Origin of the sequence: Streptomyces sp. NBC_00273, from assembly GCF_036178145.1 — a bacterium.
GTDB lineage: Bacteria > Actinomycetota > Actinomycetes > Streptomycetales > Streptomycetaceae > Streptomyces.
In genome coordinates this window covers 4798713-4821219 of sequence record NZ_CP108067.1, presented here as the reverse complement: position 1 = coordinate 4821219, position 22507 = coordinate 4798713, and the positions used below count along the sequence as shown (strand labels likewise).

The following is a 22507-nucleotide window of genomic DNA, read 5'->3' as shown; positions in this document are numbered from 1 at the left end:
CGCGCCCGGGGAAAGTCGGACCGGGGATATGTGACGGCGGAGGCCGCCCTGGTGATTCCGGCGCTGGTGCTGTTCGCGGCGCTGCTCGTATGGGCTCTGATGGCGGCGGCCGCGCAGATCCGGTGCGTGGACGCGGCCCGGGCCGGAGCCCGGGCGGCGGCCAGGTCGGAGCCGGTGGAGGTGGCGGAGGCGGCGGCCCGGGAGGCCGCCCCGCCGGGGGCGCGGGTGGAGCTGGAGCGGACGGGCGACCTCTGGCGGGTCCGGGTGGCGGCGAAGGCGCCCGGGCCGGGCGGGCTGCCGGTACGGCTCGGCGCGCAGGCGGTGGCCCTGGCGGAGGACAGCGTGGGGCCGCCGCCGTGAGCCGGGACCGGGGTTCGGCCACGGTGTGGGCGGCGCTGGTGGCGACGGTGCTGGGGGCGGTGTTCGGCGGGGTGCTGCTGCTCGGCCAGGCGGTCGTGGCCCGCCACCGGGCGGCGGCGGCCGCCGACCTGGCGGCGCTCGCGGCGGCGGCCACCTGGGCCCACGGGCCGCAGACGGCGTGCGCGGCGGCCCTGCGGGTGGCCCGGGCGCAGGGCGCGGCGCTCGGCGGGTGCCTGCTCCGGGGCGAGGTCGCCGAGGTCACCGCCCGGGTCACCGCTGGCCCGTTCACCGTGGCGATCCGGGCTAGAGCGGGCCCGCCCGGCCCGCCGGGCTGAGGCCCTGGGGGCCCGGGGCCCGGTACGGGGCCGTGGCGGGTCCCGTCAGGCCTCGGAGGGCTCGGCGCGTGCGGCGGGCGGTGTGGTCGGGGTGGTCGGGGATTCGGAGAGGAGGCGTGTCAGGAGGCGGACGGCGCCGCGTTTGTGCAGGGGCTCGTTGCCGTTGCCGCACTTGGGGGACTGGATGCAGGAAGGGCAGCCGGCCTCGCACTCGCAGGCCGCGATCGCGTCGCGGGTCGCCGTCAGCCAGGCACGGGCGGTGTTGAAGGCGCGCTCCGCGAAGCCGGCGCCGCCGGGATGGCCGTCGTAGACGAAGACCGTGGGGAGGAGGGTGTCGGGATGCAGCGGCACGGAGACTCCGCCGATGTCCCAGCGGTCGCAGGTGGCGAACAGCGGGAGCATGCCGATGGAGGCGTGTTCGGCGGCGTGCAGGGCGCCGCCCAGGATCTCCGGGTTGATCCGGGCCTCGTCGAGCTGGTCCTCGGTCACCGTCCACCACACGGCCCGGGTGCGCAGGGTGCGGGGCGGCAGGTCGAGCTTGGCCTCGCCCAGCACCTCGCCGGTGATCAGCTTGCGGCGCAGGTAGGAGACGACCTGGTTGGTGACCTCGACGGAGCCGAAGCAGAGCCGGGCCGAGCCCCACGGGATCTCGGTCTCGGTCTCCAGGACGGAGATGGAGGTGGTGTCGCGGGCCGTGGTGGAGAAGGGCGGGTCCGCCTGCTCCACGAGGGCCGCCGAATCCTCCAGGTCCAGGTGTTTCACGAGATACGTGCGGCCCTGGTGGAGGTGGACGGCCCCCTCGTGGACGGCAGTGTGGGCCGCCGACTCGTCGACCGTACCCAGCAGCCGGCCGGTCGAGGCCTCGACGATCTGCACCGGGCGGCCGCCGCCACCGCGGATGTCGGTCAGGTCCGAGGCCCGTTCCCGGCGGGTCCAGTGCCAGGCGGTCGCCCGGCGGCGCAGCAGCTTCGCCGCTTCGAGCTGGGGAAGGAGTTCCTCGGTCGCCGGGCCGAAGAGTTCCAGGTCCGCGTCGGTCAGCGGTAGCTCCGCCGCCGCGGCGCACAGGTGGGGGGCGAGGACGTACGGGTTGTCGGGGTCCAGGACGGTCGCCTCCACCGGCCGCTGGAACAGCGCCTCCGGGTGGTGGACGAGGTAGGTGTCCAGCGGGTCGTCCCGGGCGATCAGCACGGCCAGGGCGCCCTGGCCCGAGCGCCCCGCGCGGCCCGCCTGCTGCCACAGGGAGGCCCTCGTACCCGGGTAGCCGGTGATCAGGACGGCGTCGAGGCCGGAGACGTCCACACCCAGCTCCAGGGCCGTCGTGGCGGCCAGCCCGAGCAGCTCGCCGGAGTGCAGGTCCCGCTCCAGGGCCCGGCGCTCCTCGGGGAGGTAGCCGCCCCGGTAGGCGGCGACCCGGCGGACCAGGGACCGGTCGACGGACGCGAGCCGTTCCTGGGCGATCACGGAGATCAGCTCGGCGCCGCGCCGGGAGCGGACGAAAGCGACCGTTCGCACCCCCTGGACCACCAGGTCGGTCAGCAGGTCGGCGGTCTCGGCGGTGGCCGTACGGCGTACGGGCGCGCCCTTCTCGCCGCGCAGTTCGGTGAGCAGCGGCGGCTCCCAGAGGGCGAAGACCACCTCGCCCCGCGGTGAGGCGTCGTCGGTGATCTCGGTCACCCGTACGCCGGTCAGCCGGGACGCGGCCGCCGCCGGGTCGCTCGCGGTGGCGGAGGCCAGGAGGAAGACGGGTTCCGCGCCGTAGCGGGCGCACAGCCGTCGCAGTCGGCGCAGTACCTGTGCCACGTGGGAGCCGAAGACCCCGCGATAGGTGTGGCACTCGTCGATCACGACGTAGCGCAGGGAACGCAGGAAGGAGGACCAGCGCGGGTGGGCCGGGAGGATCCCGCGGTGCAGCATGTCCGGGTTGGTCAGGACGTAGTTCGCGTACTGGCGCACCCATTCGCGTTCCTCGACGGGCGTGTCCCCGTCGTAGACCGCCGGGCGTACGGCGTTGCCCAGCGGGGCGGCCAGTTCCCGTACGGCGCGCCGCTGGTCGGCCGCCAGGGCCTTGGTGGGGGCCAGGTACAGGGCGGTCGCGCCCCGGCCGTTCGGGGCCTCGGCGCCGTCCGCGAGGGCGGAGAGCACGGGCGCCAGGTAGGCGAGGGACTTGCCCGAGGCGGTTCCGGTGGCCACGACCACGGACGTTCCGTCGAGGGCGAGCTCGGCCGCCGCGGCCTGGTGTTCCCACGGATGGTCGATTCCGGCCGATCCGATCGCGGCTACGACGTCTGTTCGGATGCGGTCCGGCCAGACGGCATGACGACCCGCCCGAGGGGGCAAGTGCTCCGTATGAGTGATGCGCGCAGCACGGGAAGGCCCCCGTGACAGGCGGTCCAGGACCGTGTCGGGGGTGGGTCGTGGGTCCGTGGGTGCCGTGGGCCGTCCGGGACCGTGAGTGTGGGCCATCGGAACCGAGTGTGTCACCGGCGTGCGGGACAATGGTCCGAAGGCGTCGTGCGCGCCTGCCGGTAAGTGATTGAATGCCATCGCGGCAGCCAATCCCTCGCCTACCTTCGGGTGAGGGGGCGTCGCTCGATAGCAAGGTGCTGGAGGATCCGTGGACCTGTCCCTGTCGACTCGCACTGTCGGCGACCGTACGGTCGTGGAGGTCGGTGGCGAGATTGATGTGTATACCGCGCCCAAGCTGCGCGAGCAGTTGGTCGAGTTGGTGAACGACGGCAGCTACCACCTGGTTGTCGACATGGAGCGGGTGGACTTCCTCGACTCCACCGGCCTTGGTGTGCTGGTGGGAGGCCTCAAGCGCGTCCGTGCGCACGAGGGCTCGCTCCGTCTGGTGTGCAACCAGGAGCGCATCCTGAAGATCTTCCGCATCACCGGTCTGACCAAGGTGTTTCCGATCCACACCACGGTGGAAGACGCAGTCAACGCCACCGACTGACGGCTCCGCGCGGCTCCCTGTGGCCTTCGGGCGGCAGGGAGCCGACAAGGAGAGCGGGGGTACCGGGCCATGGTTGGCCGGGGCCCCTGTCAAGGCACGCCCGTAGTCCGAGGGGGATGCGCATGGCCACCGTTGAACTGCGCTTCAGCGCCCAGCCCGAACACGTCCGGACGGCCCGCCTGGTCGCGGCCGCCGTGGCGCGCCGGGTCGGCGTGGACGACGCCGTCCTCGACGAGGTCCGCCTCGCCGTGGGCGAAGCCTGTTCGCGTGCCGTCGGACTCCATCGGAGCAACGGACTGACTGCGCCCGTACGGGTCGTGCTGACCGAGGAGGACAAGACGTTCTCCATCGAGGTCGGCGACGAGGTCCCCGGGCCGTCCGGCAGCACGACCGATGCGGTGTCCGGCATCACCGCCGTCCTGGAGTCCGAGGGCGAGACCGAGGACGAGATGGGTCTCGCGGTGATCAGCGGGCTCGTCGACGACGTCGAGGTGAGCAGCGGGGAATCGGGCGGGACCATCCGGATGAGCTGGCCCGTCTCCGGAGTTTCCGAGCTTCCCTGAGGTCCAGCGGGATCCGCTCCGCGCCCAATCCTTCGTATCTTCTGATCTTTATCAAGGCCCTGCTGAGCAGGGCCTTTTTCATTTCCCTAGATCCATGATGAGGCGTCAATGCCTTTGCCCCATTACCACTTTCGAGGGTAATGGAGTGACGCGATCTATTGCTGAGGAGCGAGAGCGCGCCAATTGCGTTTCCTGCGCACTGTTTTGATCGGGGCGCGCTCCCTACAATCCGTCCACATCTTGAGCTCATCACGTCAAGGAGGACGAATGACGGGGCTCTTCACCCCTATCGCGCCCGATCGCACCACAGATCTGGCAGCCGCAGTACTTACCGATGACAATCGGCTCATCGTGATCGTCATTGCGGCCGTGGCACTCGCCGCACTCGTCGTCGCGCAGATCCTGGTCCGCCAGGTCCTCGCCGCCGACGAGGGAACCGACAGCATGAAGAAGATCGCCGCAGCCGTCCAGGAAGGCGCCAACGCCTATCTCGGGCGCCAGCTGCGCACGCTCGGCATCTTCGCCGTCGTGGTCTTCTTCCTGCTCTTCCTGCTCCCCGCCGACGACTGGACGCAGCGGGGCGGGCGCTCCGCCTTCTTCCTCGTGGGCGCCATCTTCTCGGCCGCCACCGGCTACATCGGCATGCGCCTGGCGGTCCGCGCCAACGTCCGTGTCGCCGCTGCCGCACGCGAGGCCACCCCGGCCGAGGGGGAGCCCGCCAAGGACCTGACCGAGGTCTCCCACAAGGCGATGAAGATCGCCTTCCGGACGGGCGGCGTCGTCGGCATGTTCACCGTCGGCCTCGGCCTCTTCGGCGCCTCCTGCGTCGTCCTGGTCTACGCCGCCGACGCCCCCAAGGTCCTGGAGGGCTTCGGTCTCGGTGCCGCCCTGATCGCGATGTTCATGCGCGTGGGCGGCGGAATCTTCACCAAGGCCGCCGACGTCGGCGCCGACCTGGTCGGCAAGGTCGAGCAGGGCATTCCGGAGGACGACCCGCGCAATGCCGCGACCATCGCCGACAACGTGGGCGACAACGTCGGAGACTGCGCCGGAATGGCGGCCGACCTCTTCGAGTCCTACGCCGTCACCCTGGTGGCCGCGCTCATCCTCGGCAAGGCCGCCTTCGGCGACCTGGGCCTCGCCTTCCCGCTGATCGTGCCCGCGATCGGCGTCATCACCGCGATGATCGGCATCTTCGCGGTCTCCCCGCGCCGCAGCGACCGCAGCGGCATGACGGCCATCAACCGCGGGTTCTTCATCTCCGCCGTGATCTCCCTGGCGCTGGTCGCGATCGCCGTCTACGCCTACCTGCCGGCCACCTACAAGGAGCTCGTCGGCGTCGAGAACCCGGCGATCACCAACCACACCGGTGACCCGCGGATCCTGGCCGTCGTCGCCGTCGCCATCGGCATCGTGCTCGCGGCCCTGATCCAGCAGCTGACCGGCTACTTCACCGAGACCAACCGGCGCCCCGTCCGGGACATCGGCAAGTCCTCCCTGACCGGCGCGGCCACCGTCGTCCTCGCCGGAATCTCGGTGGGCCTGGAGTCCGCCGTCTACACGGCCCTGCTCATCGGCCTCGGCGTCTACGGCGCGTTCCTGCTCGGCGGCACGTCGATCCTGCTCGCGCTCTTCGCGGTGGCCCTGGCCGGCACCGGCCTGCTCACCACCGTCGGCGTCATCGTCGCCATGGACACCTTCGGGCCCGTCTCCGACAACGCCCAGGGCATCGCCGAGATGTCCGGCGACGTCGAGGGCGCCGGTGCGCAGGTCCTGACCGACCTGGACGCCGTGGGCAACACCACGAAGGCCATCACCAAGGGCATCGCCATCGCCACGGCCGTGCTCGCCGCGGCGGCGCTGTTCGGCTCGTACAACGACGCGATCGCCACCGCGGTCAAGGAAGTCGGCGCCAAGGCCGGGGAGATGAACCTCAGCCTGGACATCGCACAGCCGAACAACCTCGTCGGGCTGATCCTGGGCGCGGCCGTCGTGTTCCTGTTCTCCGGCCTCGCCATCAACGCCGTCTCCCGCTCCGCGGGCGCCGTCGTCTACGAGGTGCGCCGCCAGTTCCGCGAGCACCCCGGGATCATGGACTACACCGAGAAGCCCGAGTACGGGCGCGTCGTGGACATCTGCACCAAGGACGCGCTGCGCGAGCTCGCCACGCCCGGCCTGCTCGCCGTGCTCACCCCCATCGCCGTGGGCTTCTCCCTCGGCGTGGGCGCCCTCGGTGCCTTCCTCGCCGGCGCCATCGGCACGGGCACCCTGATGGCGGTCTTCCTCGCCAACTCCGGTGGCGCGTGGGACAACGCGAAGAAGCTCGTCGAGGACGGCCACCACGGCGGCAAGGGCAGCGAGGCCCACGCCGCGGTCGTCATCGGCGACACGGTCGGCGACCCGTTCAAGGACACCGCCGGACCGGCGATCAACCCGCTGCTCAAGGTCATGAACCTGGTGGCGCTGCTGATCGCCCCCGCGGTCGTGCAGTTCAGCTACGGCGGGGACAGCAGCCCGATCGTGCGGGCGATCGTCGCGGTCCTCGCCATCGGGGTGATCATCGGCGCGGTGTACATCTCCAAGCGCCGCGGCATCGCCGTCGGTGACGAGCCCGAAGGCGGAGCCGCCGAGCGGGTGGCCCAGCCGGCCGACCCCGCGACGGTCTCCTGACCCGAGGTCCGGTCAGCGGTACGGGTAGGGCCGGGCAGGGCCGGCCGGTACGCCCGAAAGGCGGATGGGCGGCGCGGACTCACGCGCCGTCTGTCCGCCTTTGTGCGTCTGCGCAGGGTGGGCGTGTATCTTCCGGGCCGAGAGCCTTCGAAGGGACCAATCCGGTGAACAAGAAGATTGCGGCCGCGTTGTCGGGCGGTGCGGCACTGATGCTCGTCCTGTCCGGATGCGGCGGCGGGGACGATACTGACCAGAAGGCCAGCTCCTGGGCCAAGAAGGTCTGTGACCAGTGGCAGCCTCAGATCGAGAAGATCGAAGCGGCCAACGTCGAGATCAAGCGAGTGGCCTCGGAGAGCAGCAAGCCCGACGAGGTCCAGAAGACCGACTCGGCGGCGTTCGCGACCATGACCGAGTCGTACAAGGCGATGGCGGACGCCCTGCGGTCGGCGGGCGTTCCGCCGGTCAAGAACGGCTCCGCGACCCAGGATGCGGCTGCCAAGGGCTTCGAGACGACCTCCACGGGCTACGCCGACCTGAAGGCGAAGACGGACGCCCTCGACCCCCAGGACAAGACGAAGTTCGCCGACGGCCTCAAGGAGGTCGCGGGCGGACTCAAGGACGTGACGAAGGGCGGCCAGGACGCCCTCGCCCAGCTCAAGGCGGGCGGCCTCGGCCCGGCGATCAACAGCCAGAAGGGCTGCCAGGTCGCGGCGGCGCCGGCGTCCGGCCAGTAGCGCGGCCGACCGCTCAGGCGGTGCTGCGCGCGGTACGTCGTTCAGGGCGGCCGGGGTCCCGGAAGGGGCCGCGGCCGCCCTTTCGCGTTCGCGGCCCGGTGTGATCGGCAGGACGGGTCCCAGCGGACACAATGGGACGCGTGAGTACCACCAGCCTCCCCAAGCCCGATCGCGCCCTCGAGCTCCGCGCCGCCCTGCTCGCCGCCGGTTTCACCGCCGACGGGCTGCTCGACCTGCTCGGCGCCCCCGCCTACGCCGCGCTGGCCCGCAGCGAGACCGTCCCCGCCCTGCGCGCCACCCGTGGTCCGGGCGACGGAGCGCTCGCGAGCCTGGTCCGGCTGTTCCTGCTCCAGCAGCCGGAGCCGTACGCGCACGCCGAGGCGGCGCTGCCCGTCGAGGCGGCGCTGGCCGACGGCTGGCTGCGGCTGGAGGAGGTCGCCGATGGCGAGGACACCGTGCACGCCACCGTCGACGTACGCCCGTACGGCGGCCCGGACGGCGAGGACTGGTTCATCGTCTCCGACCTCGGCTGCTCCGTCGGCGGGGCCGGCGGGATCGGCAGCCGGGGGCGTCAGCCGGGCACAGCCGTGGTCCTCGGCGTCGGCGGCGCCTCCACCACCTTGGCCGGGATCACCGTCCGCACCCCGGTCGGTTCCGCCCTCGACGTCGGCACCGGATCCGGAATCCAGGCGCTGCACGCGTCCCGGCACGCCACCCGGGTCACCGCCACCGACGTCAACCCCAGGGCCCTGGACTTCACCCGGTTGACGCTGGCCCTGTCCGGGGCCCCGGAGGCCGAGCTGCTCGCAGGGTCACTGTTCGAGCCGGTCGGCGAGGCCACGTACGACCTCATCGTGTCGAACCCGCCGTTCGTGATCTCCCCCGGCGCCCGGCTGACGTACCGGGACGGCGGTATGGGCGGCGACGACCTGTGCCGGACCCTCGTCCAGGAGGCCGGTGCGCGGCTCAACCCGGGCGGGTACGCGCAGTTCCTCGGCAACTGGCAGCACGTGGAGGGCGAGGACTGGCGCGACCGGCTGCGCTCCTGGGTGCCGCGCGGCTGCGACGCCTGGATCGTGCAGCGTGACGTGCAGGACGTGACGCAGTACGCCGAACTGTGGCTGCGCGACGCCGGCGACCACCGGACCGACCCCGCCGAGTACACCCAGCGGTACGAGGACTGGCTGGACGAGTTCGAGGCCCGCGGGACCAAGTCCGTCGGCTTCGGATGGATCACTTTGCGCCGGACGGACGCGGCCGAGCCCTCGATCGTGGTCGAGGAGTGGCCCCACACGGTGGAGCAGCCGCTCGGCGAGGCCGTCCTGGCCCACTTCGCGCGCCAGGACTACCTGCGGCAGCACGACGACGCGGCCCTGCTGGAGGCCTACTTCGCGCTGGCCGAGGAAGTGGTCCAGGAGCAGGTCGGCGCGCCCGGCGCGGAGGATCCGGAACATGTCGTGCTCCGGCAGAACCGCGGAATGCGGCGCGCCACCAAGGTCGACACGGTCGGCGCCGGCTTCGCCGGAGTGTGTGACGGCTCACTGAGCGCGGGCCGGATCCTGGACGCGATCGCGCAGCTGGTCCAGGAGGACCCGATCGTGCTGCGGGACCGCACTCCGGAGGCCATCCGGCTGCTGGTCGAGCAGGGCTTCCTGGACCCCGTGGCGGGCCCCGCGCAGTAGTCGACCCCGGGATGTAACCCGGGGTTCGCCCGCCGTATCCACAGGGCTGTCAGTCTCCTGCGCAGGGGGATCCGGGGGGATCCCGAGAGCGGCCCGGGGGTAAGGGGAATCGGCGCGGAACACGGTCCGGCGATCTTCGCGGCGGCCGTGTTCCCGCTGTTCGGGGCCGCTCAGCAGGCCTGACGGGGGCGCGTGCTCTTCCACCGTGTGCTGGTGGCGGAGGGCGCGCGCCCCGTCTCGGTCGAAGCGCCGGCCGGGCTCGTCCGCGGGGCGGCGAAGGCCCTGGGGCCGGGGCGCCCCGCGCGGCTCCGGCACCGAGATCGAGGGACCCGGGCGGACCCGGACGCGGCCGCGGATCCGGTCCGGAAAGCCGAGGTCGCAGCAGGCCCGGGACCAGGCACGAAGGCGCGGCCAGACGGCCCCCAGGCCACCCTGCCCGGTGATCGGGAACGCCCCGGCGCGGCATCCGGGCGGCAGAAACGGCACTTGTCGGGTTACCGTTCGAGTGGCCGTTGCGGGCTTCTGCCGTTTGACACGGGGGCGGGTTGTACCGTCACACTCCGCAGCGTCGCCGTACTGCGACCGAGTGCCGACCGGAGAGAAGAGCCAAGTTGTCCCCGACTAGCGAGACCGCAAAGGGCGGCCGCCGACTCGTCATCGTCGAGTCCCCAGCCAAGGCGAAGACGATCAAGGGCTACCTCGGCCCCGGATACGTCGTCGAGGCGAGCGTCGGGCACATCCGCGACCTCCCGAACGGCGCGGCCGAGGTTCCCGACAAGTACACCGGCGAGGTCCGCCGCCTCGGTGTGGACGTCGAGCACGACTTCCAGCCGATCTACGTCGTCAACGCGGACAAGAAGGCCCAGGTCAGGAAGCTCAAGGAGCTGCTGGCCGAGTCCGACGAACTCTTCCTCGCCACCGATGAGGACCGCGAGGGCGAAGCCATCGCGTGGCACCTGCAGGAAGTCCTCAAGCCCAAGGTCCCCGTCCACCGGATGGTCTTCCACGAGATCACCAAGGACGCGATCCGCGACGCCGTCGCCAACCCGCGCGAGCTGAACCAGCGCATGGTCGACGCCCAGGAGACCCGCCGCATCCTCGACCGCCTCTACGGCTACGAGGTCTCGCCGGTCCTGTGGAAGAAGGTCATGCCGCGGCTGTCGGCCGGGCGCGTCCAGTCGGTGGCCACCCGTCTCGTCGTCGAGCGGGAGCGCGAGCGCATCGCCTTCCGCTCCGCCGAGTACTGGGACCTGACCGGCACCTTCTCCACCGGCCGCGCCGGTGACGCCTCCGACCCCTCCACGCTGGTCGCCCGCCTGAACACGGTGGACGGCAAGCGCGTCGCGCAGGGCCGTGACTTCGGCTCGAACGGGCAGCTCAAGAGCGAGGTGCTGCACCTCGACGAGGCGAACGCGCGGGCGCTCGCCGCCGCCCTGGCCGACACCTCGTTCGCCGTCCGGTCGGTCGAGTCCAAGCCGTACCGCCGTTCCCCGTACGCCCCGTTCCGCACGACGACGCTCCAGCAGGAGGCCTCGCGCAAGCTGGGCTTCGGTGCGAAGGCGACGATGCAGGTGGCGCAGAAGCTGTACGAGAACGGCTTCATCACCTACATGCGTACCGACTCCACCACGCTGTCCGACACCGCGGTGTCGGCGGCGCGGGCGCAGGTCACCCAGCTGTACGGGGCCGACTACCTGCCGGAGAAGCCGCGCGTCTACGCCGGCAAGGTCAAGAACGCGCAGGAGGCGCACGAGGCGATCCGTCCTTCGGGTGATCGTTTCCGCACCCCGGCCGAGACGGGTCTGACCGGCGACCAGTTCCGCCTGTACGAGCTGATCTGGAAGCGGACCGTCGCCTCCCAGATGAAGGACGCGGTCGGCAACAGCGTCACCGTGAAGATCGGCGGCCGTGCCTCGGACGGACGCGACGCCGAGTTCACCGCCTCCGGCAAGACGATCACCTTCCACGGCTTCATGAAGGCCTACGTCGAGGGCGCGGACGACCCGAACGCCGAGCTCGACGACCGCGAGAAGCGCCTGCCGCAGGTCGCGGAGGGCGACGCGCTCGCGGCCGAGGAGATCACGGCGGACGGGCACTCGACCAAGCCGCCGGCCCGCTACACCGAGGCCTCGCTGGTCAAGGAGCTCGAAGAGCGCGAGATCGGCCGGCCGTCGACGTACGCGTCGATCATCGGCACGATCCTCGACCGCGGCTACGTCTTCAAGAAGGGCACGGCGCTGGTGCCGTCCTTCCTGTCGTTCGCCGTGGTGAACCTGCTGGAGACGCACTTCGGGCGGCTCGTCGACTACGACTTCACCGCGAAGATGGAGGACGACCTCGACCGCATCGCGCGGGGCGAGGCCCAGTCCGTGCCGTGGCTGAAGCGGTTCTACTTCGGCTCGGAGGACGCGACCGAGGTCGTGCCGGCCGACGGGGACCACCTCGGCGGCCTGAAGGAGCTGGTCACGGACCTCGGCGCGATCGACGCCCGGGAGATCTCCTCCTTCCCGGTCGGCGAGGGCATCGTGCTGCGCGTCGGCCGCTACGGGCCGTACGTGGAGCGCGGTGAGAAGGACGCGGAGGGCCACCAGCGGGCCGACGTCCCGGACGACATGGCTCCGGACGAGCTGACGGTCGAGTACGCGGAGGAGCTGTTCGCCAAGCCGAGCGGCGAGTTCCAGCTCGGCAAGGACCCGGTCAGCGGGAACGAGATCGTCGCCAAGGACGGTCGCTACGGGCCGTACGTGACGGAGATCCTTCCCGAGGGCACCCCGAAGACGGGCAAGAACGCGGTCAAGCCGCGGACGGCTTCGCTCTTCAAGTCCATGGACTTGGACACGGTCACCCTCGACGAGGCACTGAAGCTGATGTCGCTGCCGCGCGTGGTCGGCGCGGACGCGGAGGGCGTGGAGATCACGGCCCAGAACGGCCGCTACGGCCCGTACCTGAAGAAGGGCACGGACTCGCGGTCGCTGGAGACCGAGGACCAGCTCTTCTCGATCACGTTGGACGAGGCGCTCGCGATCTACGCGCAGCCCAAGCAGCGGGGCCGGGCCGCGGCCAAGCCGCCGCTGAAGGAGCTGGGCACCGACCCGGTCAGCGAGAAGCCGGTCGTGGTCAAGGACGGCCGCTTCGGGCCGTACGTGACGGACGGCGAGACGAACGCGACGCTGCGGCGGGACGACGACGTCGAGACGATCACGCCGGAGCGGGGCTACGAGCTGCTCGCGGAGAAGCGGGCGAAGGGCCCGGCCAAGAAGGTGGCGAAGAAGGCTCCCGCCAAGAAGGCCCCGGCGAAGAAGGCGACGGCGACGAAGGCCGCTGCCGCGAAGAAGACGACGGCGGCCAAGAAGACGACCGCCAAGAAGACCGTGGCGAAGAAGACGGCGACCAAGAAGGCCGCCGCAGCCCCCGCGGCCCCCGCGGACGAGTAGTCGTTCGCACCGTCAGCCCCGCCGGCGTTTGAGGCGCGGGGGCTCGGGTGCAGCGCCCCCGCAACGGCGCTGCGCCCGGACCCCGGGCGCTCCCCGGGGTCCGGGCCCGGGGCGGAAGCCCCTGAAGGTGGGTCCGGGGTCACACGCGGCCTCGTCCACAGGCTTCCGCACCCGCATAGCGCAGCGGATAGGCTGGGCGGATGACGCGAGCCGAGCAGCCGGCGGTCGTGACCGCCCCGGCGAACCCCACCTACGACGAAGCCCTAGCCGCGGATTCCCGCGAGCGTGCGGTGCGCGCACTGCTGCGCACTCCCAGGCTGCGCCGGCTGTGGAGCGCCCAGTTGGTGAGCGGCATCGGTGATGCCCTGGCCCTGCTGGTGCTGGTGCTGCTGGCCTTCCAGGCAGCGGCCTCGGAAGGGGGCTTCGGCGGCGGGTACCGCGGCCAGGCCCTCGCCGTCGCCGCCGTCTTCGGGGTCCGGATCCTCGCCACCCTGCTCTTCGGCGCGGTCCTCCTCGGCCCGCTGGCCGGGCTGCTGGGCGCCGGCGGCAAGCTGGACCGCCGCTGGACCATGATCGGGGCCGACGGGCTCCGCCTCGGGCTCTTCGTCGTCGCCCCGCTGTGGCTCGACTGGATCCCGGGCCACGCGCTGATCGCGCTGCTGGCCACCGTCTTCGTCTCCGGCGCCGCCGAGCGGCTGTGGACCCTGGCCAAGGAGAGCGCGGCGCCCACCCTGCTGCCCGCGCCGCCGCCGGAGGGGGCGACCGTACGGCCGCTCCCGGACCACCTGGACGCGCTGCGGCGGCTGACCCTGCGCACGTCCTTCGCGGCGCTCCCGATCGCCGCGGCCGCGCTGCTCGCCGCGACCCTGGTCGGCAAGGCGCTCGGCCTCGGCATCGACTGGTTCGCCGCGAACCAGGCCGCCCTCGGCTCGTACGTGGCCTCCGGACTCTTCGCCGCCTCCGTCTCGCTGCTGCTGCCGCTGGTGCTGCCCGGCGGGGCGACCCCGCGTCCGCGATCGCCGCTGGAGGGCCTGCGCACCCCCAAGGCGGGCGACCGGCCCGACAAGGGCCGGACGGGCGCCATCCCCCTCCTCGTCATGAGCTGCGCCGCGGTCGCCGGAGCGGTGTCCTGCGCCGCGTCCGTGTCCGTACTGCACGCCTTCGACCTGGGCGGCGGCCCGGCAGCCTTCGCGCTGTTCGTCCTCGCGCTGGTCGGCGGCACCGCCGCCGGCATCCGCGCCACCCAGGCCGGCAAGGTGCTGCCCGCCCTGTCCCGCCGCCGGCTGATGGCCCTCGCCGTGGCGGTCACCGGGCTCGCGCTGCTGCTGACCGGGCTCGTCCCCGACACGGCGACCGTGCTGTTCCTCTCGCTGCTCGCCGGCACCGCCGCGGGCGTCGCGGCCAACACCGGCCACACCCTGCTGGACCAGGAGACCGAGGAGTTCCGGCGGGCCCGGATCACCGAGCACCTCCAGGCGGTCGTACGGGTGGCCGTGGCGCTCGGCGCCGTTGCCGCGCCCGTCCTGGCCGCGGCCATCGGCCCGCACCGGCTGACCGGCGCAGAGGTCGTCTTCGCCCACGGCGGCGCCGCCTTCACCCTGATGCTGGTCGGCGCCCTGCTGCTGCCGGTCGCCGTGGTGGTGCTCACCAAGGCCGACGACCGCCGGGGCGTGCCCCTGCGGCGGGACCTGCGCGAGGCGCTGCGCGGCGGGGAGCCCGCACAGGCGGCGTCCGCCACCGGTTTCTTCATCGCCCTGGAGGGCGGCGACGGGGCCGGCAAGTCCACCCAGGTCCAGGCGCTGGCCGACTGGATCCGGGGCAAGGGCCACGAGGTCGTGGTGACCCGGGAGCCCGGGGCGACCCCCGTCGGCAAGCGGCTCCGCTCGATCCTGCTCGACATCTCCTCGGCCGGTCTGTCGAACCGCGCCGAGGCACTGCTGTACGCCGCCGACCGGGCGGAACACGTGGACACGGTGGTGCGCCCGGCCCTGGAGCGCGGCGCGGTCGTCATCTCGGACCGCTACATCGACTCCTCGGTGGCCTACCAGGGCGCCGGCCGTGACCTCTCCCCGACGGAGATCGCCAGGATTTCGCGCTGGGCCACCGACGGGCTCGTCCCGCACCTGACCGTGCTGCTCGACGTATCGCCGGAGGCGGCGCGCGAGCGGTTCACGGAGGCACCGGACCGGCTGGAGTCGGAGCCGGCGGAGTTCCACGAGCGGGTGCGGTCCGGGTTCCTGACCCTCGCCGCGGCCGACCCCGGCCGTTACCTCGTGGTCGACGCGGGCCAGGACCCGGGGTCGGTGACCACCGTCGTACGGCACCGCTTGGACCGGATGCTTCCGCTCTCGGAGGCCGAGGTCGCCGCCCAGGCGGAGGCCCGGCGCCTCGCCGAGGAGGAGGCCCGGCGCAAGGCCGAGGAAGAAGCCGCCCGCAAGGCGGAGGAAGCGCGCCTGCGGGCCGAGGAGGAGGCCCGGCTGGCCCGGGAGGCCGAGGAGGCGCGGATCAAGGCCGAGGCGGAGGCCGCCCGTAAGGCGGAGGAAGCGCGGCTGAGGGCCGAGGAGGAGGCCCGGGCCCGGGCCGAGGCCGAGCGGTTGCGTCTGGAGGCCGAGGAGAAGGCGCGCGCGGCGGAGGCGGAGAGGCTGCGCCGGCAGGCCGAGGAGGAGGCCCGGCTGCGGGCCGAGGCCGAGGAACGGCGGCTGGAGAAGCAGCGGCGGGCCGAGGAGGCCCTGCTGAAGGCCGAGGAGGCGCGCCGGCTGGTGGCGGCCGAGGCGGCGGCGAAGGCGGCGGCTGCCGCGGCCGTGGCGGCCGCGGAGGCTGCTGCGGTCGCCCCGGCGGCTCCCGCGCCCGCGCCTGCTCCGACTCCTGCTCCGACCCCTGCGCCGAAGGTCGCCATGACCAAGAAGCCGGAGCCGAAGCCGGAGCCGGAGCCCCACCCGGGCGACGCGGTGACAGTGGAGACCCCGGTGGTCCCGGCGGCTCCGGCGGCCAAGCCGGTCAAGAGGGTCGTCCAGCCGGACGACGTCACCCAGACCGTTCCGGTGCCGAAGATCGACCCGGCCTCCGTCGCGGAGACTGCGGTGCTGCCGCCGGTCCGGCCGGCCGACGAGACGGCGGTGCTGCCGCCCGTGCGCCCGGCCGACGAGACGGCGGTGCTGCCGCCCGTCCGTCCGGCCGCCCCGCAGGCGCCGCAGGACAGCGGTACCGGGCGCGCCCGCTCCGCCACGCGGCCGACGGCCCAGCGTCCCGAGGAGAACCCGGCCGACCGGGTGCCGTCGGGCATCTTCCGGGACTCCGGCAACGATCGGACGCGGGAGCTCCCCGTCTTCGACGGCGAGGGCCGGCCGCGCCGGCCGCGCCCGGACTGGGCCGAGGAGACCCCGCTGGACGACCTGCCGACGCTGGCGGACGAACTGCTGGGCCGCCACCGGGACGACGAGGACGGCGACGAGGGCGAGCGGGGACCGCGCCGCCGCCGCTGACCTCGGCGGGGACGGGATTGTCAGTGCCGCCCGCCACAATGGGTGCACGGAGAGTGAAAGGTGGTGGGCGGGATGCCCGTATGGGACGACCTGGTGGGACAGGAGCGGGTCCAGGCGCAGCTGGCCGCCGCCGCTCGCGACGCCGACGCACTGGTCACGGCCATCACGGCCGGGACCGAGCCGCCCGCGGCGTCCAAGATGACCCACGCCTGGCTGTTCACCGGTCCGCCCGGATCCGGGCGGACCACCGCCGCCCGGGCCTTCGCCGCCGCCCTCCAGTGCACCAGTCCCGACCGCGCCCTCGGTGGTGAGCCCGGCTGCGGGTTCTGCGACGGCTGCCACACCACGATGGTCGGCACGCACGCGGACGTCTCCACCGTCGTCGCGGTCGGCAGCCAGATCCTCGTCGACGACATGCGGGACACCGTCCGCAAGTCCTACACGTCCCCGGCCACCGGCCGCTGGCAGGTCATCCTGGTCGAGGACGCCGAGCGGCTGAACGAGAAGTCCGCCAATGCGGTCCTCAAGGCCGTGGAGGAGCCCGCGCCCCGCACGGTCTGGATGTTGTGCTCGCCCTCCGTGGAGGACGTGCTGCCGACCATCCGCTCCCGCTGCCGCCACCTCAACCTCAGCACCCCCTCGGTCGCGGCCGTCGCCGACATGCTGGTGCGGCGCGACGGCGTCGAGCCGGCGGCGGCCCTGACGGCCGCCCGGGTCACCCAGGGGCACGTCGACCGCGCCCGTCGGCTGGCCACCGACGAGGCGGCCCGGGAGCGCAGGGCGACGGTCCTGAAGCTCCCGCTCCGGGTGGACGACGTCGGGGCCTGCCTCAAGGCCGCCCAGGAGCTGGTGGACGCCGCCGCCGAGGACGCCAAGCAGGTCGCGGAGGAGGTCGACGCCAAGGAGACCGAGGAGCTGAGGACCGCGCTCGGCGCCTCAGCGGGCGCCGGCAGCCGGATGCCGCGCGGCACGGCGGGCGTGATGAAGGAGCTGGAGGACCGGCAGAAGCGCCGTCGCACCCGCACTCAGCGCGACACCCTCGAACTGGCGCTGACCGACCTCACCAGCTTCTACCGGGACGTCCTGGCCCTCCAGCTCGGCTCGTCCGTGGCCATCGCGAACGAGGAGATACGGCACGACCTGGACCGGGTCGCCCGTGCCTCGGGCCCCGAGCGGACCCTGCGCCGGATCGAGGCGATCATCGCCTGCCGGGATTCCCTCGACCGCAATGTCGCCCCGCTCCTCGCGGTCGAGGCGATGACGATGGCCCTGCGCGCGGGCTGACCGCGTCCGGGCCGCCGGGCGGTGGTCCACGCCCGGTTGACGGCGTCACCCGTGCGGGCGAACCGGTTACCGGGGCCGTGCGGGGGCCGGTCCGTGCCGGGTCCGGAGGGGACCACGGAAGGCGTGCGGCCGTCCGGTCCCGGATCGCCCGCTCATGTCCTCCGGTAAGACGTAGGCTCCGGAGATGGACACCAGTCGCCTGCTGCGTACCACCGGAACCGTGATCGCAGCTGCCGGGCTGCTGCTCTCCGGGTGCACCTCGGGTGGGCTGGGGGAACCCGGGGCCGCCGCGTTCTCCCCACCGGAGTCCGGCACGGCCGCGGCGCAGCCGTCCCCCGATGCGGCCGCGCTGCGCCCGTACTACGAGCAGAAGCTGACCTGGCGCGACTGCGGTGTCCCCGGATTCCAGTGCTCCACCATGAAGGCCCCGCTGGACTACGCGAACCCCGGTTCCGGGCAGGACGTCGACATCGCGGTGTCTCGCCGTAAGGCCACCGGCCCCGGCAAGCGCCTCGGCTCGCTCATGGTCAACCCGGGCGGCCCGGGCGGTTCCGGGATCGGCTACCTCCAGGCGTACGCGGGCATCGGCTATCCCGCGGCCGTCCGGGCCCAGTACGACATGGTGTCCTTCGACCCGCGCGGGGTGGAACGCAGCAGCCCCGTCGAGTGCCTGAGCGGCCCGGCCATGGACAAGTACACGCAGGTGGACCAGACGCCGGACGACCCGGCCGAGCGCGCCGAGCTGGTGAAGGCCTTCAAGGAGTTCGCGGCCGCCTGCCAGACGAATTCCGGGCGGGTCCTGCCGCACGTCTCCACCGTCGACGCCGCCCGGGACATGGACCTGCTGCGCGCGCTGCTCGGGGACGAGAAGCTCAACTACGTCGGGGCCTCGTACGGCACCTTCCTGGGTGCCACGTACGCGGACCTCTTCCCGGGCCGGGTCGGCCGACTGGTCCTGGACGGGGCGATGGACCCCACCCGGCCCGCGCTCGAACTGAACCGGGACCAGACGGAGGGCTTCAACACGGCCTTCACCGCCTTCGCCAAGGACTGTGCGAAGCAGCCCGACTGCCCGCTCGGCAAGGGCGACCCGGACGCGGTGGAGGCGCGCCTGAAGGACTTCTTCCGCAAGGTCGACGCCCAGCCCGTGGCGAGCGGCGACCCGACTCGCCCGCTGGGCGAGGCCCTGGCGACGACCGGGGTGATCGCGGCGCTGTACGACGAGAGCGCCTGGCCGCAGCTGCGCGAGGCGCTCAGCTCGGCGATGAACGGCGACGGGTCGGGCCTGCTGAGCCTGGCGGACAGCTATTACGAGCGGGAGGCGGACGGCAAGTACGCCAACCTGATGTTCGCGAACGCCGCCGTCAACTGCCTCGACCAGCCCCCGGCCTTCAGCGGCCCCGAGGCCGTCGACACCGCCCTGCCGTCCTTCGAGAAGGCCTCCCCGGTCTTCGGCGCGGGCCTGGCCTGGGCCGCGCTGAACTGCACGTACTGGCCCGTGAAGGCCACCGGAAAGGCGAGGGAGCTGACCGCGAAGGGCGCCGCGCCGATCGTGGTGGTGGGCACCACGCGCGACCCGGCGACCCCGTACAAGTGGGCCAAGGCGCTGGCCGGCCAACTCGAATCGGGCACGCTCCTCACCTACGACGGCGACGGTCACACGGCGTACGGGCGCGGCAGCGCCTGCATCGACACCGCGATCAACCGCTACCTCCTGGAGGGCAAGGCCCCGCAGGACGGCAAGAAGTGCTGAGGCCGCCGCCCCGGTGAACGGCTTGCTCCCGGCGCACCTGCGGGACCCACGTCCGGCGGGGTAGCAAAACGTGCCGGGTATGCGGCAATCACCCTGATATGTGACCTACGTCGCGCCGCTGCGAAACCTGGTTCAGGGCACCCGTCCAGACCCTGTAGACTTGGCGCCGCTGCTGATGAGCGCCCCTCTTCGAGGGAACACTTGTCTGAGCAGCGGCGCCGCCTTAGCTCAGTTGGCCAGAGCAACGCACTCGTAATGCGTAGGTCTCGGGTTCGAATCCCGAAGGCGGCTCTGTAGAAGCCCCGGGAATCACTCGCCGTGACCCGGGGCTTTTGCTATGTCCGGACCAATCGGGGGCGGAACGCGATGATCTTCGCGCCGTCCTGCGTGCCCATTGCGTGCCCATTCTGCCGAGCAGGTACCGGTGTGACCTCGAACTCATCCTCGGCCGGAGCGGCGACCTGAACGGGGGGCCGTACGGCCCCCTCGGAACCATGGTGGCCGTAGCCTCGGCGGCGGCCTTCGGCATGACCGACTGATAGATGTCCCGAGTGATCCGGGAGTCGGAGTGCCCGAGGGCCTCGGACACGATTTTGACGTCGACGCCGGCCGCGAGCAGGGGCGAGGCGGCGACGTGCCGCGGATCGTGCAGCCGGATCCGCGGGAAGGCGGAGGCGGCGACCGTCCGTTCGGAGAGATCGGTCACCTCGCCCGGGTGCAGCCTTTCCCGAGTGCGTGGAATTCGAGAAGGGGAAGGCCATCGCGATCGTGCCCGGCGCCTCTCTGACCCCACCCTCGACCGATGGGCGGAGGCCGCGTCGGACACGCAGCCCTGTCCGCGCAGCACCGCCGGGAACTGGCGGACCATGTCCGCACCGAGGCCGACGAGGCGGCCTTCGCCGTCGATGACCTGGGAATCAACACCCGGATGCTCGCAGCGAGTCCGATGTCCGAACTCCAGAGCCGCGGCGTCCGGATCCATTTGGGCGCGGCCATCCTGGGCCGGACGGGCGACACCTGCACATCGGGACCCGCCAGGAGACGTTCGCGCTCCAGCACCGCTTCATCGTGTGCGCGGCCGGATACGGAATGGAGCGCGCCTGCAAGGAACTTGAACTGCCAGCAGTCCAGGTCCGCTTCTGGCGAAGCCATTTGGTGACCGTGCCGAAGGTGGCCCCCGTCTCAGTGTTCGGCATCGCTCCCCAGCAGGCCGCGATGATCAACCGCGACCAGTGGAGCATCGTCGGCTTCAACGAGGACGCCACGATCGTCGATGCGCCCACGTTCGAAGTCGACGCCGAGGTCGCCGACCGACTCGACGAAGCCGTGAGGTGGCGCTTCCCGCAGGCTGACATGACTCGGTCCCAACGGACGGCATGCGTCAAGGTCGACTATACGGAGCACACCGGCAGCGCCCGGTCCTTGAACATCCGCATGCTGCCCCTCGGAGAAAGCGCCGTCGTCGTACTCCCCGGAAAGATGACCGAGGCTCCCTACAGCGCCAACGTCGTGGCGAGCCATGTGTTCTCCGTCTTGGGACAGAGAAACGTGACGCGCCGCCCCATGGATTCCTACGATCTGATCACACAAGGTAGTCATTAGTATGCAAAACAACACCTGGCACACCGTCTTGAATGACGTCCGCGTCCAGAACGGGTTCCTGACGCTTGAGGACATGATGGACCTCGCGGCCCGGAACACCGTCTTCGACCCCTACTCCACTCTGATTGCCCGAGACGCCCGGATCGGCTCCGGCAATGTTTTCTACCCGGGCGTCGTGGTGCGCTGCGACAGCGGTGGTGAATGCCGCATCGGCGACGCCAACACCTTCCACCCGGCCACGCTCGTAGTTGCCGCGGCAGGGGGTCGGGTCACCATCGGCGACGGCTGCTCCCTGGGTCCGGGCGGAGTGCAGATCAAGGCCAACCAGCCGAAGACGGATCTGCGCATCGGGAACGGGGTTCGGCTGCTCAACGGGGCCGAAATCGTCGGCTCCAGCCTCCTGGGAGACGGCTCGCAGATCATCGGAGCGGTCGCTGCCCAGAGCGTCGAGTTGGGCGGCGGCCAGGATTTCACCGGCCCGGACCCTGACCTGCGCGGCGCCGTCCTGAAGGGCTTCGGACTCGCCAGAGCCGTGCGGCTGAACACCGGAGACGTCGTGAACGGCGCCGGCGACTTCGCCTCGGCACCGATCGAGCGCCAACTCGCCTACCACCCCAGGAGCAAGGCATGAACGGCACGGGTGTCAAGGACTTCCGGGGCTTGGAACTCGGCCTCGGGCTCATCGGCATCGGTCGGCCGTGGCCCGGCTCGGACAGCCCGGTGAGCACCGCCGATCAGACCCGGACCCTACTGGACCGCGCCCACGCGCTCGGCATCCGGTTCTTCGACACTGCGGCAGCCTACGGAGCCAGCGAGCAGCGGCTGGGCGACTGGCTGACGACCCTGCCGAGGTCCGAGCGCGACCGGCTGCTGATCGCCACCAAGTGCGGCGAGGAGTGGTCGCCGCAGGAGGGCGGACGGACCGATCACAGCCTGGATGCCGTGCGACGCAGTTTCGACACGTCGATCGAACGGCTGGAGCGGATCGACCTGTTGCAACTGCACAAGTGCACCGCCGCGGACTTCGCCGACGACGCGCTCATCGGCTGGTTCGCCGCCCTGAAGGCGTCCATGCAGGTGACGGCCCTGGGCGCCAGCGTGTCCACGCCGGACGCCCTGCGCCTGGCGCTGGACACGCAGGTCTTCGACACCGTGCAGTTCCCGGCCAACACCGGCAACACCGTTCTCGCCGAGGCCTACGAGTACGCGCGCGGCACCGTCCTCCCCCTGCTCAACCGGCCCATGGCCTCGGGCGCCCTCGCCGGCGGCCCGAACCCGTTCACGTACCACGTCACGCATTTTCGGCGTGCTCTGGTTCTGACCGGAACGACCGATGTGGAGCATCTGGAGGCCAACGTGAAGGCCTTCGACCAGGCCGTCGCCGTCGCCGTCGGCAGCACGGAGAGCCGCACCGACGGCCCCACCGACGGCCTGCCGAGCGGCAGTGCCGATTCTTCACCGAATGAGGGAATCTAAGTGTCTTCGGGAGAAGCAGTTCTCCATCCCGTCTCCTCTCAACAGCGGCGGATGCTCGAGTTCATCGGCGGTGGCGAGGACTCCTACTACCTGCAGACCGGGGCCTTCACGCTGGACGGCGAGGTCTCCCCGGAGGCGCTCCGCCAGAACGGGCCTGGAATGCCGCCCGGTCACCG

15 protein-coding genes, 1 tRNA gene and 1 pseudogene are annotated in these 22507 nt (G+C 72.0%); 15 read left to right on the top strand and 2 right to left on the bottom strand.

Annotated elements, in window-relative coordinates:
• Positions 1–30 precede the first annotated feature (30 nt).
• Positions 31–360 (top strand): TadE family type IV pilus minor pilin, encoded by a 330-nt coding sequence (locus tag OG386_RS20900; protein ID WP_384832329.1) that lies wholly within the window; start codon positions 31–33, stop codon positions 358–360.
• Positions 357–695 (top strand): Rv3654c family TadE-like protein, encoded by a 339-nt coding sequence (locus tag OG386_RS20895; protein WP_328789416.1) that lies wholly within the window; start codon positions 357–359, stop codon positions 693–695. Before OG386_RS20900 ends, OG386_RS20895 begins: the two co-directional genes overlap by 4 nt.
• Before the next feature lie 45 nt (positions 696–740).
• On the opposite strand, the gene OG386_RS20890 is transcribed toward OG386_RS20895, so the two are convergent.
• The gene (locus OG386_RS20890) at positions 741–3239 is read right to left on the bottom strand and encodes a DEAD/DEAH box helicase (RefSeq protein WP_328789415.1); all 2499 of its coding nucleotides are present in this window, start codon (positions 3237–3239) and stop codon (positions 741–743) included.
• A 70-nt stretch (positions 3240–3309) separates the two neighbouring features.
• On the opposite strand from OG386_RS20890, the gene bldG reads away from it, so the two are divergent.
• The 10 genes from bldG (at position 3310) to OG386_RS20840 (ending at position 19544) form a co-directional block, all read left to right on the top strand.
• Positions 3310–3651 carry an anti-sigma factor antagonist BldG gene (gene bldG, locus OG386_RS20885; protein ID WP_008743037.1) on the top strand — a complete coding sequence of 114 codons (342 nt, stop codon included), beginning with the start codon at positions 3310–3312 and terminating at the stop codon, positions 3649–3651.
• Between the two features lie 122 nt (positions 3652–3773).
• On the top strand, positions 3774–4214 hold the full coding sequence (locus OG386_RS20880) for an ATP-binding protein (protein ID WP_328789414.1): 441 nt from the start codon (positions 3774–3776) through the stop codon (positions 4212–4214).
• A 267-nt stretch (positions 4215–4481) separates the two neighbouring features.
• Positions 4482–6884, top strand: coding sequence for a sodium-translocating pyrophosphatase (locus OG386_RS20875; RefSeq protein WP_328789413.1), 2403 nt, complete (start codon positions 4482–4484; stop codon positions 6882–6884).
• Between the two features lie 164 nt (positions 6885–7048).
• The gene (locus tag OG386_RS20870) at positions 7049–7618 is read left to right on the top strand and encodes a small secreted protein (protein WP_328789412.1); all 570 of its coding nucleotides are present in this window, start codon (positions 7049–7051) and stop codon (positions 7616–7618) included.
• Positions 7619–7749: 131 nt separating this feature from the next.
• Positions 7750–9300 carry a DUF7059 domain-containing protein gene (locus tag OG386_RS20865; protein WP_328789411.1) on the top strand — a complete coding sequence of 517 codons (1551 nt, stop codon included), beginning with the start codon at positions 7750–7752 and terminating at the stop codon, positions 9298–9300.
• Between the two features lie 611 nt (positions 9301–9911).
• Complete coding sequence (topA, locus tag OG386_RS20860; RefSeq protein ID WP_328789410.1) at positions 9912–12734, top strand: type I DNA topoisomerase; 2823 nt, start codon at positions 9912–9914, stop codon at positions 12732–12734.
• Positions 12735–12934: 200 nt separating this feature from the next.
• On the top strand, positions 12935–16216 hold the full coding sequence (gene tmk / locus OG386_RS20855; RefSeq protein ID WP_328789409.1) for a dTMP kinase: 3282 nt from the start codon (positions 12935–12937) through the stop codon (positions 16214–16216).
• Positions 16217–16288: 72 nt separating this feature from the next.
• Complete coding sequence (locus tag OG386_RS20850) at positions 16289–17500, top strand: DNA polymerase III subunit delta' (protein ID WP_328789408.1); 1212 nt, start codon at positions 16289–16291, stop codon at positions 17498–17500.
• A gap of 184 nt (positions 17501–17684) precedes the next feature.
• Positions 17685–19253, top strand: a complete 1569-nt coding sequence (locus tag OG386_RS20845; RefSeq protein ID WP_328789407.1) for an alpha/beta hydrolase — start codon at positions 17685–17687, stop codon at positions 19251–19253.
• Between the two features lie 217 nt (positions 19254–19470).
• A tRNA-Thr gene (locus tag OG386_RS20840) sits at positions 19471–19544 on the top strand.
• A gap of 196 nt (positions 19545–19740) precedes the next feature.
• On the opposite strand, the pseudogene OG386_RS46950 reads toward OG386_RS20840, so the two are convergent.
• Positions 19741–19974 (bottom strand): annotated as a pseudogene (locus OG386_RS46950) (tyrosine-type recombinase/integrase); the annotation flags it as partial.
• A 368-nt stretch (positions 19975–20342) separates the two neighbouring features.
• Between OG386_RS46950 and OG386_RS20830 the strand changes: the two are divergent.
• The 3 genes from OG386_RS20830 to OG386_RS20820 are packed head-to-tail and all read left to right on the top strand — an operon-like array spanning position 20343 to position 22331.
• Entirely contained in the window at positions 20343–20855 is a 513-nt protein-coding gene (locus OG386_RS20830; RefSeq protein ID WP_328789406.1) for a hypothetical protein, read from the top strand.
• Between the two features lies 1 nt (position 20856).
• Positions 20857–21486 carry a hypothetical protein gene (locus OG386_RS20825; protein ID WP_328789405.1) on the top strand — a complete coding sequence of 210 codons (630 nt, stop codon included), beginning with the start codon at positions 20857–20859 and terminating at the stop codon, positions 21484–21486.
• Entirely contained in the window at positions 21483–22331 is an 849-nt protein-coding gene (locus OG386_RS20820) for an aldo/keto reductase (protein WP_328789404.1), read from the top strand. Before OG386_RS20825 ends, OG386_RS20820 begins: the two co-directional genes overlap by 4 nt.
• Positions 22332–22507 lie beyond the last annotated feature (176 nt).

Bases quoted from the DNA above. Each gene is read 5' to 3' on its own strand.
- OG386_RS20890 (WP_328789415.1), bottom strand. From the start codon at position 3,239: ATGGCATTCAATCACTTACCGGCAGGCGCGCACGACGCCTTCGGACCA.
- OG386_RS20880 (WP_328789414.1), top strand. From the start codon at position 3,774: ATGGCCACCGTTGAACTGCGCTTCAGCGCCCAGCCCGAACACGTCCGG.
- OG386_RS20875 (WP_328789413.1), top strand. From the start codon at position 4,482: ATGACGGGGCTCTTCACCCCTATCGCGCCCGATCGCACCACAGATCTG.
- OG386_RS20865 (WP_328789411.1), top strand. From the start codon at position 7,750: ATGGGACGCGTGAGTACCACCAGCCTCCCCAAGCCCGATCGCGCCCTC.
- tmk (WP_328789409.1), top strand. From the start codon at position 12,935: ATGACGCGAGCCGAGCAGCCGGCGGTCGTGACCGCCCCGGCGAACCCC.
- OG386_RS20850 (WP_328789408.1), top strand. From the start codon at position 16,289: ATGCCCGTATGGGACGACCTGGTGGGACAGGAGCGGGTCCAGGCGCAG.
- OG386_RS20845 (WP_328789407.1), top strand. From the start codon at position 17,685: ATGGACACCAGTCGCCTGCTGCGTACCACCGGAACCGTGATCGCAGCT.
- OG386_RS20830 (WP_328789406.1), top strand. From the start codon at position 20,343: ATGGAGCGCGCCTGCAAGGAACTTGAACTGCCAGCAGTCCAGGTCCGC.
- OG386_RS20825 (WP_328789405.1), top strand. From the start codon at position 20,857: ATGCAAAACAACACCTGGCACACCGTCTTGAATGACGTCCGCGTCCAG.
- OG386_RS20820 (WP_328789404.1), top strand. From the start codon at position 21,483: ATGAACGGCACGGGTGTCAAGGACTTCCGGGGCTTGGAACTCGGCCTC.